General features: G+C 62.4%; 14 protein-coding genes, 1 tRNA gene and 1 riboswitch. Of the genes, 6 read left to right on the plus strand and 9 right to left on the minus strand.

Features of this window, described 5'->3' with window-relative positions; translation table 11 throughout:
- The first annotated feature begins 10 nt into the window (after positions 1–10).
- Complete coding sequence (locus ABSY17_RS20015) at positions 11–907, plus strand: histone deacetylase (RefSeq protein ID WP_378944505.1); 897 nt, start codon at positions 11–13, stop codon at positions 905–907.
- 1 nt (position 908) lies between these two features.
- Here the strand turns inward: ABSY17_RS20015 and ABSY17_RS20020 are convergent, their stop codons facing one another.
- Both ABSY17_RS20020 and ABSY17_RS20025 read right to left on the minus strand, forming a co-directional pair.
- Positions 909–1172: a DUF6460 domain-containing protein gene (locus tag ABSY17_RS20020; protein WP_378944508.1), complete on the minus strand. Its 264-nt coding sequence runs from the start codon at positions 1170–1172 to the stop codon at positions 909–911.
- A gap of 109 nt (positions 1173–1281) precedes the next feature.
- The gene (locus tag ABSY17_RS20025) at positions 1282–2286 is read right to left on the minus strand and encodes a UDP-glucuronic acid decarboxylase family protein (protein WP_378944511.1); all 1005 of its coding nucleotides are present in this window, start codon (positions 2284–2286) and stop codon (positions 1282–1284) included.
- A gap of 110 nt (positions 2287–2396) precedes the next feature.
- Between ABSY17_RS20025 and ABSY17_RS20030 the strand changes: the two genes are divergently transcribed.
- Both ABSY17_RS20030 and ABSY17_RS20035 read left to right on the plus strand, forming a co-directional pair.
- Positions 2397–4223, plus strand: coding sequence for a glycosyltransferase (locus ABSY17_RS20030; protein ID WP_378944513.1), 1827 nt, complete (start codon positions 2397–2399; stop codon positions 4221–4223).
- A 133-nt stretch (positions 4224–4356) separates the two neighbouring features.
- Positions 4357–4430 (plus strand) — tRNA-Gly (locus ABSY17_RS20035).
- A 66-nt stretch (positions 4431–4496) separates the two neighbouring features.
- On the opposite strand, the gene ABSY17_RS20040 is transcribed toward ABSY17_RS20035, so the two are convergent.
- The 3 genes from ABSY17_RS20040 to ABSY17_RS20050 all read right to left on the minus strand — a co-directional run bounded on the left by ABSY17_RS20040 (position 4497) and on the right by ABSY17_RS20050 (position 6982).
- Positions 4497–4727, minus strand: a complete 231-nt coding sequence (locus ABSY17_RS20040) for a hypothetical protein (protein WP_378944516.1) — start codon at positions 4725–4727, stop codon at positions 4497–4499.
- A gap of 253 nt (positions 4728–4980) precedes the next feature.
- On the minus strand, positions 4981–5760 hold the full coding sequence (locus ABSY17_RS20045) for an ABC transporter substrate-binding protein (RefSeq protein WP_378944519.1): 780 nt from the start codon (positions 5758–5760) through the stop codon (positions 4981–4983).
- 133 nt (positions 5761–5893) lie between these two features.
- Positions 5894–6982, minus strand: a complete 1089-nt coding sequence (locus tag ABSY17_RS20050) for a 2'-deoxycytidine 5'-triphosphate deaminase (protein WP_378944522.1) — start codon at positions 6980–6982, stop codon at positions 5894–5896.
- A 250-nt stretch (positions 6983–7232) separates the two neighbouring features.
- Positions 7233–7310, plus strand: a riboswitch (SAM riboswitch).
- Between the two features lie 43 nt (positions 7311–7353).
- On the opposite strand from ABSY17_RS20050, the gene ABSY17_RS20055 reads away from it, so the two are divergent.
- The gene (locus ABSY17_RS20055; RefSeq protein WP_378944525.1) at positions 7354–8547 is read left to right on the plus strand and encodes an O-succinylhomoserine sulfhydrylase; all 1194 of its coding nucleotides are present in this window, start codon (positions 7354–7356) and stop codon (positions 8545–8547) included.
- A 129-nt stretch (positions 8548–8676) separates the two neighbouring features.
- A complete protein-coding gene (gene apaG, locus ABSY17_RS20060) occupies positions 8677–9069 on the plus strand; it encodes a Co2+/Mg2+ efflux protein ApaG (RefSeq protein ID WP_378944527.1) in 393 nt (130 codons plus the stop codon).
- 12 nt (positions 9070–9081) lie between these two features.
- On the opposite strand, the gene ABSY17_RS20065 is transcribed toward apaG, so the two are convergent.
- The 3 genes from ABSY17_RS20065 to ABSY17_RS20075 form a co-directional block, all read right to left on the minus strand.
- Entirely contained in the window at positions 9082–10074 is a 993-nt protein-coding gene (locus tag ABSY17_RS20065) for an Hsp33 family molecular chaperone (protein ID WP_378944530.1), read from the minus strand.
- A 121-nt stretch (positions 10075–10195) separates the two neighbouring features.
- Entirely contained in the window at positions 10196–11113 is a 918-nt protein-coding gene (gene argF / locus ABSY17_RS20070; RefSeq protein ID WP_378944533.1) for an ornithine carbamoyltransferase, read from the minus strand.
- Between the two features lie 14 nt (positions 11114–11127).
- Positions 11128–12321, minus strand: a complete 1194-nt coding sequence (locus tag ABSY17_RS20075) for an aspartate aminotransferase family protein (RefSeq protein ID WP_378944536.1) — start codon at positions 12319–12321, stop codon at positions 11128–11130.
- Positions 12322–12776: 455 nt separating this feature from the next.
- Between ABSY17_RS20075 and ABSY17_RS20080 the strand changes: the two genes are divergently transcribed.
- Positions 12777–13301, plus strand: coding sequence for a GcrA family cell cycle regulator (locus tag ABSY17_RS20080; RefSeq protein WP_378944538.1), 525 nt, complete (start codon positions 12777–12779; stop codon positions 13299–13301).
- Positions 13302–13440: 139 nt separating this feature from the next.
- On the opposite strand, the gene phoU is transcribed toward ABSY17_RS20080, so the two are convergent.
- A complete protein-coding gene (phoU, locus tag ABSY17_RS20085) occupies positions 13441–14169 on the minus strand; it encodes a phosphate signaling complex protein PhoU (protein ID WP_378944541.1) in 729 nt (242 codons plus the stop codon).
- Positions 14170–14190 lie beyond the last annotated feature (21 nt).

The following is a 14190-nucleotide window of genomic DNA, read 5'->3' on the forward strand; positions in this document are numbered from 1 at the left end:
GCGTCCGTCCATGCCGCTTCAGATCGTCAGCCACCCCGACTACGATGCGGGCTTCGCGCCTAGCCACCGCTTTCCGATGACCAAGTACCGGCATCTCATGGAGCAGCTCGACGCTTTGGGCCTGACGGGTGGGCTCAGCCGGCCCGATTCGATTTCGCCGGATCTTCTACGCCTGGCCCACGACGCCGACTATGTCGAACAGGTCCTTGCCTGCGCGGTGCCGCCCGGCATCGAGCGCGAGATCGGCTTTCCTGTCGACCAGCGGGTGTCGCGCCGTGCCCAGCTTGCCGCCGGCGGCACGCTGCTTGCCGCACGGCTGGCGCTAAGCCATGGCATCGCCTGCAACGCCGCCGGCGGTAGTCATCACGCCCGGCGCAGTCACGGTGCGGGCTTCTGCACCTTCAACGACGTTGCCGTGGCATCCCATGCGCTGCTTGCCGAAGGGCTCGTCGCCAATGTCCTCGTCGTCGATCTCGACGTGCATCAGGGCGACGGCACGGCCGACATCCTCGGAGGCAATCCCGCCGTCTTCACCTTCTCGATGCATGCCGAAAAGAACTATCCAATGCGCAAGGAAGCCTCCGGCCTCGACATCGGCCTACCGGACGGCACGGAAGACGACGCCTATCTCGAGACACTGGCCAGCACGCTGACCGGCCTGTCGCGCCTCAGGGACTGGGACATCGTGTTCTACAATGCCGGCGTCGATCCGCACCGCGAGGACCGGTTGGGCCGGCTTTCACTCAGCGACGAGGGCCTGCGCCGGCGCGACCGAATGGTGATCGAGCATTTTCGCGCGGCAAACATACCGCTGTGCGGCGTCATCGGCGGCGGCTATTCGAACGACGCTCCTGCGCTTGCCGCGCGCCACGCGATCCTGTTCGAAACGGCGGCCGCCTTCGCCTGACCTATTTCCGGTAGCTGAGCAGCCTGAGGATAATGAAGGCTGGCACGACGATCGCAGCGCCCAGAAGCAGGTAGCTCAGGAAGCGGTCGATGGCGCGGAAGCCCATGTGCCAGATGTCGAGGACAAAGTCGTGAATGCGATAGAACACGTCGAGCGGCGACCAGCCGAAGGCGCTCATGACGATGCCGACGAGGAAGGAGATCACCAAGAGCTTTATGAACACCCTGAGCGGGGTGTCGCCGAGAAAACGCGCAAGTCCGGACAAGCTCAATCTCCTGCGAATCGCCACGCGATGAATATCGCCATTGCGGCCCGCGCTTCAAGATGCGGCGTCCCCACCGCGTGATATCAGGGGTACGTCCCGCCGCCTCGCATCAATAAATAGCGTCGAGCTCTGCATGTTCGCCACGTCGAGCATCCACTTTTGCGGGCTCGATGCGCCGCAACTGATCCTCGAAATGGCCGATCGTGCGCCCAAGCCCTTGTCGCAACGTTGTGCGCGGCTGCCAGCCCAATGCCTTGGCGAGCGAAATATCCGGCCTTCTTTGCCTAGGATCGTCCACCGGCAGCGGCATGAACGCCATCGGCGAAGTGCTGCCGGTCATCGTCAGCACCTTGTTGGCCAGGTCGATCATCGAATGTTCCGAGGGATTGCCGAGGTTGACCGGCCCGGTAACCGCATCCGGCGTGGCCATCAGCATCACCAGCCCGTCCACCAGATCGTCGACATAGCAGAACGATCGAGTTTGGGTGCCGTCGCCGAAAAGCGAGACCGGCTGGCCGGCGAGCGCCTGCACGATGAAATTCGACACGACGCGCCCGTCATCAGGCCGCATGCGCGGGCCATAGGTGTTAAAGATCCGCGCTACCTTGATCTCGAGGCCGTACTGGCGCCGGTAGTCGAAAAACAGCGTTTCGGCGCAGCGCTTGCCTTCGTCGTAACACGCACGCGGCCCGATCGGATTGACGTTGCCACAATAGTCCTCGCCCTGCGGATGAACAGTCGGATCGCCATAAACCTCCGATGTCGAGGCCTGGAGAATTTTCGCACCATAGCGCATGGCGAGGTCGAGCGTGTTGAGCGCACCCAGCACGCTGGTCCTGGTCGTGCGCACCGGATCGCGCTGATAGTGGATCGGCGAAGCGGGACAGGCGAGATTGTAGATCTCGTCGACCTCGACATCGAGCGGAAGGCAAACGTCGTGTTCGATCAGTTGGAAGCGCGTCTTGCCGTCGAGGTGAGCGATATTTGCGGTCGCGCCCGTGCAGAAATTGTCGACGCAGATGACATGAGCTCCCTGGCCGAGCAGTTTTTCGCACAAATGCGAGCCAAGAAACCCAGCCCCCCCGGTTACCAATACCCGCCGCTCACGAGACATTCCGCTCCCCCAGCCATTTTCTTCCAACGAAGACGTTCAGTGTCATGCGCGGGCGCTTGCATCTACAGGTTTTACAGAGTCATGATCAAGCCTCCACTGAGTTGTGATTCATGAATTATCTCGCGGGCAAGACACTTGCGCTGGACTGGACCTCGCCGCACATTCCGCTTTGGGAGCAGCTTCTGGGCCAAGGCAGGCATGAAGCGCTGAAGGTGCTGGGAATCGGTGCCGTCGAGCGGCGTTCGACGCTGTTCTTCCTGCAGTTCTGGCAGCAAGCGCATGTCACTTGCATCGACACCTTTGGGGGAAACGCCGAGCATCTGGAGGCGAGCTCGCGTTTCCGGACGGACATGTCGGAAGCCGAAGCCCGCTTCGACGAAAACACACGCCCCTTCTCCGACCGGGTTGAGAAATTGAAGGCCCATTCGATCGAGGCGCTGTCCGGGTTGCGGCGGCAGGGCCGCCGTTTCGACGTGATTTGTGTCGACGCCGACCACCGGGCCGCCTCGGCCTTCGCCAATGCCGAGATTGGCTGGAGCCTCCTTGCCAACGGCGGCGTGATGATCCTCGACGGCTACGGATGGGAACTCGGCGATACGACCGTGGAAAGACCGAAAGAGGGGATCGACGCCTTTCTCCAGGAGCGGGCCGGGGAATTCGAACTCCTGCACCTCGACAATCAGGTCATCCTCCGGAAGCGGAAGATCCTGCCGGCAACATCGTCGGACTTCACGATTGGCGGACTGACCATCAGGGACCTTGCCAACGGCATGGTTGCGCCACCGCTGGTCAGCTTCGTGGTGATCTGCTGGAACTATGAGCGCTATGTCGGGGCGACCATCGACTCCATCCGCCGCCAGGACTATGCGCATTTCGAGTGCCTGGTGATCAACAACGGCTCGACTGATGACAGTGCCGATGTCATCGCACGTCACGTTGCAGGCGACAGCCGCTTCACTGTCGAAACTCTACCTGAGAACCTGGGGCAGCTTGGTGCCGCGTCCTGGTCGCTCGACAAGGTCAAGGGTGGTTTCGTCGCCTTTATCGACGCCGACGATGTGCTGTTTGAAAACTATGCATCGACGCATATGCAGGCGCACATGGCCCTGCCTCAGCCAGTCGCTTTCACATCATCGAACGTTGCCGAAATGGATGCCAGCGGCAACATCCTGACGTCCGCCAGCGCGAGTTTCGACGTCAAACGCCGTGACCTGACGTCGGGATTGCAGCCTCAGGACAGCGTGCTGCGGCTCCCCACGGTCACCGACGACCAATATGAGCGCCTCGCAGCCAACACAGCGACGGTACCACGATCGCTGAAAGGATGGTGCTGGGCACCCGGGACCGCCAACATGTACCGTGCATCAGTCGTGCGGCTTGTCCGATTTTACGATGGCAGCACGCCGCAAATGCGGGGAGCCGATGGCTACTTCAACACCATGTGTCATGCACTGGCCGGCAGCGCACTGATATCCATCCCTCTCTCGGGCTATCGACAGCACGGTGCCAACCACTTCTCGTCGCGCGAGACGCTGCCCTATGTGAGGGGCGGAAAGGAGGATCGCGCGCTGAAGGAGAAAGACTGGTGGTATCGCGACATCGATGCCCTTCTGGCAAACGCCAGCAGCCTTTCCTGGGCGACGGCCGAAATCTATTGGGACGTCGTCGATCATGCGACCCGCGTGAATCCAAGGCGCCTCCCGGCGTTCTACAAGGATGACAGAACCCTCGAGCTCTTTCGCAAGCATGCTCAGGGGCTGGCCCGGGCATTCGGCCCCCGCGTGTTCTGCAAGGAGATCGCAAGGAAGTTTGCGGCAAGGCAGGCGCTGCAGATCATGAAGGCCGGCCTGGACGGGCACTTGGGCCGACGTGCCTATCTCGCAATCAGCGCATCATGGTTCCGCCGGGCGGAGGTACGGTTCAAAAATGGGCGGTAGTGCACGGGCGGAACTCCGTCCTACCCTTCTCGAACCAATGATCTCCCGCCGCCAAGAGAAACGAAGCTTTGCGCACAGCCTGTCCGCTGTTTCCAATTGCCGAGAAGCATAGCTGATGCTAACCAAAGGCCGCGCGGGTATGATGTAATGGTAGCCTGTCAGCTTCCCAAGCTGAACGCGCGGGTTCGATTCCCGCTACCCGCTCCACTTTCAACAAAAATCCGGACGTCACCGCCGCCCGGATTTTTGTTTTCTGAAGATACTGCTGGTTGCCTAACGGAGCCTGCGCAGTTCGCCGCCATGGAAACCCTGGCCTTGATGGATGCGATAGCCGCTGCTGTAGCTACCGGATCGGTACGATTGGTACCCGTTGAAGTTCAACGGCAAACCGTAGGCGTTGTAGTATCCCGGCTGGAAAGCCCCGACATAATCCATGTTGTCCGACGTGCAACCGGACAGGGGCGCTGAAAGACCGAATGCTGCTGCGATAAGAACGTAACGCATGATGGCTACCTCCAGTCGCTCGAATAATGTGCCAGATCGAACAAGGTCGCCAGTAGACTGCAATCACATCTTGAGTATCGATCACGAAACGCATCGATGCCCGCGCGCGCTGATCCGCACTCGACGATATCGGAGTATATGTCGGCACACGTTGGACGCCGGCACAAGATGATCGAAGGACCTGCCGCCATCCGCACTTGACTGCTGCGACGAATGGCCGGGCGCCGTCAACGCCCGGCCCGATCGTGGACGATCAATCCTTGCCGTAGATGTCGAAGTCGAAATATTTGGCGTTGATCTTGGCGTAGGTGCCGTCCTTGACGATCCCGTCGATGGCCGCGTTCAGCTTCTCGCGTAGCGGATCACCCTTGCGCACGGCGATGCCGGTCAGGGACTCGGTACCCTTGAGATCGCCGATCATCTTGCAGCAGTCGTTGCCCGTGGTCTTCATCCAGTCGACCAGCACGAACTTGTCCGAAACCACGGCGTCCAGGCGACCGTTGGTGAGATCGGCCATGGCCTCGTCCTGCGTCGGGTAGAGCTTCACGTCGGCACCGGCCTTGGCATATTTGTCTTCGGCATAGATCGCCTGGGTGGTGGAGGCCTGCGCACCGACGGTCTTGCCCTTGAGTGCGTCGGGCTCGGGCGAAGTCAGTTCGCTGTCCTTCAGCGCCACCAGCGCAAGCGGGGTGGTGTAGTACCTGTTGGTGAAGTCAACCTGCTGCTTGCGTTCGTCGGTGATCGTCATCGAGGCGACGATGGCGTCGAACTTGCCACCCTGCAGCGCCGGGATGATGCCGTCCCAGTCCTGGGTGATGAACTCACATTCCACCTTCATCTCGGCGCAGAGCGCGTTGGCGATGTCGATGTCGAATCCGACCAGCTTGCCGTCGGATGTGAGGCTGTTGAAGGGCGGATAGGCGCCCTCGGTACCGATCTTGAGCTTTGCTGCCTGCTGCGCCGAAGCGCCCCCCATTGCGAACAGAAGTGCTGCGAGTGCAGCCGAGCATGCGAATTTTCTGGAAATCTGCATTGTCGTCTCCGTTGTCGGGTTACTCTTTTCGCGAGTGTTCCCCCACGACAGCCAACCACAGCGGCCGCAAATGGACAAGCAGACTAAGGGCTAGGACCAACCGACATTCAGCAATCGACGCTCGGTCCTGGGGTCAGCCCATGCGGAAATGCTTGGACAGCTTCAGTCCCTGGGCCTGGTAGTTCGAACCGAGGTCGGTGCCGTAGAGCGCGCGCGGACGCGAAAGCATGTGCTCGTAGACGAGCCGCCCGACGACCTGGCCGTGCTCCAGGATGAAGGGTACTTCATGGCTGCGCACCTCAAGCACGGCGCGGCTACCGGTGCCGCCTGCACTGGAGTGGCCGAAACCCGGGTCGAAGAAGCCGGCGTAGTGAACGCGGAACTCGCCGACGAGCGGATCGAACGGCGTCATCTCGGCAGCGTAGAGCGGCGGCACGTGCACCGCCTCACGGCTGACGAGGATGTAGAACTCGTCCGGGTCGAGCACCAGTTCGCCCGCGCCGTGGTTATAGATCGGCTCCCAGAAGTCGACGACCTCGTGGGCGGAGCGCTTGTCGACATCGACCAACCCGGTGTGGTGTTTGCCGCGGTAGCCGACGATGCTCCCCACCGTGCCGGCTAGGTCGATGGAAAGTGCGATGCCGCCACCCGAAATGTTCGGCGGGTCGATGGCGACCAGGCGGTCCGAGTTATGCAGCGCGTTCAGCTCCGCCTCGGTCAGCAGCGCATTGCCCTTGCGAAAGCGGATCTGCGACAGGCGCGAGCCGGTGCGCACGACGATCGGGAAGGTACGCGGACTGACTTCGAGATAGAGCGGACCATTGTAGCCGGCCGGAATCTTGTCGAATTCCTGCCCGTAGTCGGTCATGACGCGGGTGAAGATGTCGAGGCGGCCGGTCGAGCTCTTCGGATTGGCGGAGGCAGAGATGTCTGCCGGCAGGGCGAGGCTTTCGAGCAGCGGCACGATATAGACGCAGCCCGTCTCCAGCACCGCACCGTCGGCGAGGTCGATCTCGTGCAGCTTGAGCCTGTCGAGCTTTGCCGAGACAAGGCTACTCGGACCGGGCAGGAAACTGGCGCGCACGCGATAGGCCTTGGCGCCAAGGCGCAGGTCGAGGCTCGCCGGCTGGATCTGGTCGGCGTCGAGCGGCGGTGCCGCAAGCGCGCCCGATGCGAACAAGGCCGCGATATCCTGATCCGGAAGTATGCCCGACTGTCGCATTGTCTTACTCCTCTACAGCGCCGCCGGGCCAGCAGGCAGGCCAAGCACTGCAACTCGATACCCTACAGCGCCGCGCGTCCTTTTGGACGCGCAAAGGACGCTGTAGCACTTTGAATTTGTGCATGATCCTTTCCGAAAATCGATTCCGATTTTCGGGGTCATGCACTGACCCGTTTCCGGGTCATGCGCGTGGCCCAAAACGTTTAGTCGACCCCGCGGTTGACGCAAGGCGGCGACGGGTCTAAAGCACCCGTTATCCCGTGGTGATTTGGCCGGTCGGCTTGCAGCCACGTTAAACAAGTCGCTAAAGGGCCGCAGTTGGGCCGGTTTGCGACTTTTCGCGACCGGTTTTTTTGTGTTTGGAATTGGCCATGACCTCCGAAAAGCAGCGCAACTGGAATCCGCAGACCGCACTTGTCCATGGCGGAACGCTCCGATCCGAATTCGGCGAAACCTCCGAGGCAATCTACCTCACCCAGGGCTATGTCTACGAAACGGCCGAAAGTGCGGAAGCGCGCTTCAAGGGCGAGACCCAGGGCTTCATCTATTCGCGCTACGCCAATCCCACGGTCGACATGTTCGAGAAGCGCATGTGCGAACTGGAAGGTGCCGAGGACGCCCGCGCCCTGGCCTCGGGCATGGCCGCCGTCACCGCCGCGATCCTGTGCAGCCTGAAGGCCGGCGACCATATCGTGGCCGCACGCGCGCTGTTCGGCTCGTGCCGCTGGGTCGTCGAGACGCTGGCGCCGCGCTACGGCATCGAGGCCACGCTGGTCGACGGCACGGTGTTCGAGAATTGGGAAAAGGCGGTAAAGCCCAACACCAAGCTGTTCTTCCTCGAAAGCCCGACCAATCCGACGCTCGAGGTGGTCGACATCGCCGCGGTGGCCGCACTCGCCAATTCGATCGGCGCGCGCCTGGTCGTCGACAACGTCTTTGCCACGCCGATGCAGCAGAAGCCGCTGGAGCTCGGCGCGCATGTCGTCGTCTATTCGGCCACCAAGCATATCGACGGCCAAGGCCGCTGCCTTGGCGGCGTCATCTTGTCGGACAAGAAGTGGATCGACGAAAACCTGCACGACTATTTCCGCCATACCGGACCGAGCCTGTCGCCCTTCAACGCCTGGACGCTGCTCAAGGGGCTGGAGACGCTGCCGCTGCGCGTGCGCCAGCAGACCGAGACCGCCGGCAAGATCGCCGATTTCCTTGCCGGCAGGCCGGAAGTGTCGCGCCTTATCTATCCGGGCCGTCCGGACCATCCGCAGGCCGACATCATCAAGAAGCAGATGAAGGGCGGCTCTACGCTGCTCTGCTTCGACCTCAAGGGCGGCAAGAAGGCGGCCTTCGCCTTCGAGAACGCGCTCGACATCATCCTGATCTCGAACAATCTCGGCGACGCCAAGAGCCTGATCACCCATCCGGCGACCACCACGCACAAGAGCCTGTCCGACGAGGCCCGTGCCGAGCTCGGCATCGACGATGGCACGCTCAGGCTGTCGGTCGGTCTCGAGGATGCCGACGACCTGCTCAACGACATCGAGAGCGCGCTGAAGGCGGTGCGCTGACGGCACCGGTGAACGTGGCGCTCTGTCTGCAGGGCGCCACAGATCACATTCGACTGAACAGGTCGAACGGCAGTTGACCCGCCGTGGCAAGGGGCGGACCCTAACAGGCGCATCATGGGAGCGCAGCATATGTATCGCGCGATTACCCGCAACATAGCCGTCGAAGTCGAACCGTTCTACCTCGAAGATCGGTCCGATCCGTCGGAAAACCACTATGTCTGGGGCTATCGCATAACGATCGAGAACAACTCGGACGAATTCGTCCAGCTGTTGTCGCGCTACTGGCACATCACCGACGCCACCGGCCGTATCGAGGAAATTCGCGGCCCAGGTGTGGTCGGCGACCAACCCGAGCTCAATCCCGGCGACAGCTATCAATATACGTCCGGCTGCCCGCTCTCGACGTCCTCAGGCATCATGGTCGGGCGCTACACCATGCGCAACGAAGCGGGCGAGACGTTCGACATCGCCATTCCCGCCTTTTCGCTCGACCTGCCCGGCACGCGACACAGGCTCAACTGAGCGACAAGCGCCCTACTCCGCCGGCACGAACTCGGCCGGTTCGAACTCGTAGGCCTTCGAGCAGAACTCGCAATTGACGCGGATGCGGCCGTCTTCGACGCTTTCCTCGATTTCTTCAGCCGAGAAGCCCTGCAGAATGCCCCTGATCTTGTGATCCGAACAAGAGCACTGGTCGGCAACACGCACGCCTTCGAAGACGCGTACGCCATGCTCGTGGAACAGGCGGTACAGCAGCCTTTCGGGACCGACGGTCGGGTCGATCAACTCGCTCGGCTCGATAGTCGCCATCAGTGCCAGAAGCTCCTGCCAGGCATTGTCGTCGGGCTGGCCTGCGATGTCGCGCTCGTCGCCGTCACCGCCATGGATATCAGCCACGCGCCGGCGCTCGGGCGAGTCCGGCAGAAACTGGGCGAGAAGGCCACCGGCGCGCCAGTACTCGCGGCTGCCGCCCTCGCCCGGCAGGACAAGCTTGGCCACAGACAGACGCAGGTCGGTAGGAATCTGCTCCGACTGGCGGAAATAGGTGCGCGACGCCTCCTCGAGGGAGATGCCGTTGAGCTCTACGATGCCCTGGTAGCGCTGGGTATGCTCGCCCTGGTCGACGGTGAGCGCCAGCACGCCGGTGCCGAGCAGGTCTTCCGGTGCGGTCATGCCCGAGTTGATTGCGGCTTGGACACGATCGGCGTCGAAGCGGGCATAGGCGCGCAGCGAGTGCGGCGTCGTGAAGTCGGCGACCAGCATGTCCACCGGCCCGTCGGTGCGGGTCTGCAGGATGAACTTGCCCTCGAATTTCAGCGACGTGCCGAGCAGCACCGTCACCACGCAGGCCTCCGCCAGCAGGCGCGCGACCGGCTCCGGATAGTCGTGTCTTTCGAGGATCTGGTCGAGCAACGGCCCGAGCTGCACGGTTCGGCCGCGCACGTCGAGCGGCTCCACCGAAAATGGAACGACATGGTCGTCACCGGCGAATCCAAATTCGCCGAGCTTGCGTTCAGTCTCAGCCACTGCAGCTTATCCCATATGATGAGTTCCGCGACGCATCGGCCAACCGAGGGTCGCGAAACAGGCGCTGTCGCGCCGCCAATTGCCTTGATCCCGCCCCAGATAGGGGTGGTCGATCAGGCATTCAAGCGCCGAGGCTCCAGGCCAGCACCGCCTTCTGGGCGTGGAGCCGGTTTTCCGCCTCGTCAAACACCACCGAGTTCGGCCCGTCGATCACCTCGTCGGTCACTTCTTCGCCCCGATGCGCGGGCAGGCAGTGCAGGAACAGCGCGTCTGGCTTGGCGTGCTTCATCAGATCGGCATTGACCTGATAGGGCAGGAAGACGTTGTGGCCGCGGGCGCGATGCTCCTGGCCCATCGACACCCAGCAATCGGTGACAACGGCGTCGACGCCGCTGACCGCTTCCTCGGCCGAACGCGTCATCATCACCTTGCCGCCATTGGCACGGGCCCACTCGACATATTTCGCTTCCGGCTCGCTGCCTTCCGGCACCGCCATATTGACGTTGAAGCCGAAACGGGCGGAGGCCTCGAGCAGCGAATGCAGCACGTTGTTGCCGTCGCCGGTCCAGGCGAAGGTCTTGCCGGCGACCGGGCCGCGATGCTCCTCGAAGGTCAGGATGTCGGCCATCAGCTGGCAGGGGTGGGTGTCGTCGGTCAGGCCGTTGATGACAGGGATCGTGGCATTTTCGGTCAGCTCGATCAGCCGGTCGTGCGCGGTCGTGCGGATCATGATCGCGTCGACATAGCGTGACAGCACCTTGGCCGTGTCGGCGATGGACTCGGAACGGCCAAGCTGCATCTCGGTGCCGGTCAGCATGATCGTCTCGCCGCCGAGCTGGCGCATGCCGACGTCGAACGAGATGCGCGTGCGGGTCGACGGCTTGTCGAAGATCATCGCCAGCACCTTGCCTTCGAGCGGCCTGGATCGTTCGCCGGCTTTCAGGCGCGCCTTGCGCGCAGCCGCATCGTCCAGAATTCCGCGAAGATCGCTCCCGGACATGGCCGAGAGGTCGGTGAAGTGACGAATTCCGCTGGTCATGTGAATTCCTTGGTTTACCCGCCGTTGGCGGCGGCCTTGGAGAGGCTAGCGGCGCCCGCGCGAATGCGTTCGAGCGCCTCCTGGATGTCTGCGTCTGTCGTCGTCAGCGGCGGCAAAAGACGCAGCACATTTTCGCCCGCCGGCACCGCGAGCAGCTTCTGGTCGCGCAGCGCCATGTTCACCTTGGTGTTGGGCATGGTGCATTTGAGACCGAGCATCAGGCCGGTGCCGCGGATCTCGGAAATCACCTCGGGGAACTCGTCGGCAATGGCAGCCAGGCCCTGCTTGAGAAGCAGCGCCTTGCGGCTGACTTCCTCAAGGAAGCCCTCTTCGAGAACCACGTCGAGCACAGCATTGCCGACCGCCATGGCGAGCGGATTGCCGCCGAAGGTGGTGCCATGGACACCAGCCGTCATGACGCTCGCAGCCTCTTCGGTAGCCAGGCAGGCGCCCATCGGGAAGCCACCGCCGATGCCCTTGGCGATCGCCATCAGGTCCGGCGAGACACCCGACCATTCATAGCCGAACAGCTTGCCGGTCCGGCCGATGCCGCATTGGACCTCGTCGAAGATCAACAACAGGCCGTGCTTGTCGCACAGCTGGCGCAGGCGCTTGAGCGAGGCGGTCGGGAACGGGCGGATGCCGCCCTCGCCCTGCACCGGCTCGAGTAGGATCGCCGCGGTCTCCGGGCCGATCAGCTTCTCGGCGGCATCGACGTCGTCGAAGGCAACCTGGTCGAAGCCTTCAACCTTGGGGCCGAAGCCTTCGAGATACTTGGCCTGGCCGCCGGCGGCGATGGTCGCCAGCGTGCGGCCATGGAAAGCACCCTCGAAGGTGATGACGCGATAGCGCTCGGGGTGACCCTTCGAATACTGGTAGCGGCGCGCGGTCTTGATCGCGCATTCCAGCGCCTCCGCACCCGAATTGGTGAAGAAGACGCGGTCGGCGAAGGAGTTTTCGGCCAAGCGCTCACCCAGCCGGCTCTGGCCCGGGATCTGGTAGAGGTTGGAAACGTGCCAGAGCTTGGCTGCCTGCTCGGTCAGCGCCTGGACCAGATGGGGATGGCCGTGCCCGAGCGAATTGACGGCGATGCCGCCGGCAAAATCGAGGTATCGCTCGCCGTTCTCGGTGATCAGCCAGGAACCTTCACCTCGCTCGAAAGCCAGGGGTACGCGAGCAAACGTCTCGAAAAGCGCCGATCCGCTCATTATATGCAACTCCGGAACCGGAAAATCAAAAAGCCGCCTCAAGCGGCGGCCACGAGGGTATATCAGGTTTTTCGGACATGAAGTCAACGAAAACGTCGCCTGTGGCGCAACGCATTCCGCAGGACGCGTGAAGGATGGCATAGAACATAGAAAGGGCGCATTAGCCCCTCCTGAAGTCGGCCCAGCATCCTGGCCCAACGCCCCAGGCAAAAGCGAAGACGCCCCTTGGCTGCTGACTTGACGTCAGCTTCAGGCAAGTTGGGGAAAACCGCAAAAACAGAATCACTATGGCCCGTCAGACTCTTGTCACGGAGTCAGCGCATCGGTAATTGTAATCGGGAAATAACTAGATTTCGTGCGGCGGACATATTCACCGAATATATGTGGTGCCAGCCCGGCTTTCCGGGGTGGAGACGGATTCCGAATTCTGCGCGCCAAATCAGGAGTACGTTCTCATGAACTGGACTGACGAGCGGGTCGAGCTTCTCAGGAAATTGTGGTCGGAGGGTCTGAGTGCCAGCCAGATTGCAGCACAACTTGGCGGCGTCAGCCGCAACGCGGTGATCGGCAAGGTCCACCGTTTGAAGCTGTCGAGCCGTGGCCGCGCCACGGCTGCGCCGGCGCGCCAGAAGAAGGCGACGACGACGCAAGTGACGACGGCAACCAAGACGGTTTCGCGCCCCGTGACGACGACGCGCACGGTGACCGCAAGCATCGGCGCAACTGCCCTGCAGGCCCAGTTCGAGGTCGAGCCGGTCGTCCGCCAATACATTCGCCCGGTCGACAATGTCGTCGTGCCGATCTCGCGCCGCCTTCAGCTGGTCCAGCTCAACGAGCGCACCTGCAAGTGGCCGAATGGCGACCCGCTGAGCGAAGATTTCAGCTTCTGCGGCAATGAGGCAGGCGAAAGCGGGCCGTATTGCGGCTACCACTCGAAAGTCGCCTTCCAGCCAGCGTCCGAGCGCCGCCGGTCGCGCTGAGCGAATAGCGAATAGCGAATAGCGAATAGCGAATAGCGAATAGAACAAGATAGTGGGGCCCGGTTCGTCAATACGATCCGGGCCCCTTTCTTCTTCCCTATTCCCTATTCCCTATTCCCTATTCGCTATTTCCAGCTCGCTATTCGCCCGTCTTCGCCTCGCCCGAAACCGTCACGCGGTGGCTCTTGTCTTCCTTGGGGCGCTCCGGCGGCATCTGCTCGCCGGTGACGATGTAGTAGATCGTCTCGGCGATGTTGGTGGCGTGATCGCCGATGCGCTCGATGTTCTTGGCAACGAAAAGCAGATGCGTGCAGGGCGTGATGTTGCGCGGATCTTCCATCATGTAGGTCAGCAGCTCGCGGAACAGCGACGTGTACATGGCGTCGATCTGCTCGTCGCGGTCGCGCACGAAGCCGATCCGCTCGACCGAACGCGAGGCATAGGCGTCGAGCACGTCCTTGAGCTGGGTCAGCGCCAGTTCGGCCAGCGCCTGCAGGCCGCGGAACAGGCTGTTGGGCTGGCGCCCCTCGGAAACGGCGGCGACGCGCTTGGCGACGTTCTTGCCGAGATCGCCGACACGTTCGAGATCGGCCGAGATGCGGATGGCGCCGATGATCTCGCGCAGGTCCTTGGCCATCGGCTGGCGGCGCGCGATGATCAGGATCGCCTTGTCGTCGATCTCGCGCTCGGCCTCGTCGAGCAGCGCATCGTCCTGGATCACCCTTTGTCCGAGTTCCGGATCGCCATTGACCAGCGCAGCGACCGCTTGCTCGACCATGCGCTCGGCCTGGCCGCCCATGGCTGCGATCTTGCGGGCGAGGAACTTCAACTCCTCGTCATAGGCACTGACGATATGAACGGACTGCATTTCTGCTCGGGGCCTCCTTCA

It is taken from the genome of Mesorhizobium sp. ANAO-SY3R2, assembly GCF_042466635.1.
Classification (GTDB): domain Bacteria; phylum Pseudomonadota; class Alphaproteobacteria; order Rhizobiales; family Rhizobiaceae; genus Aminobacter.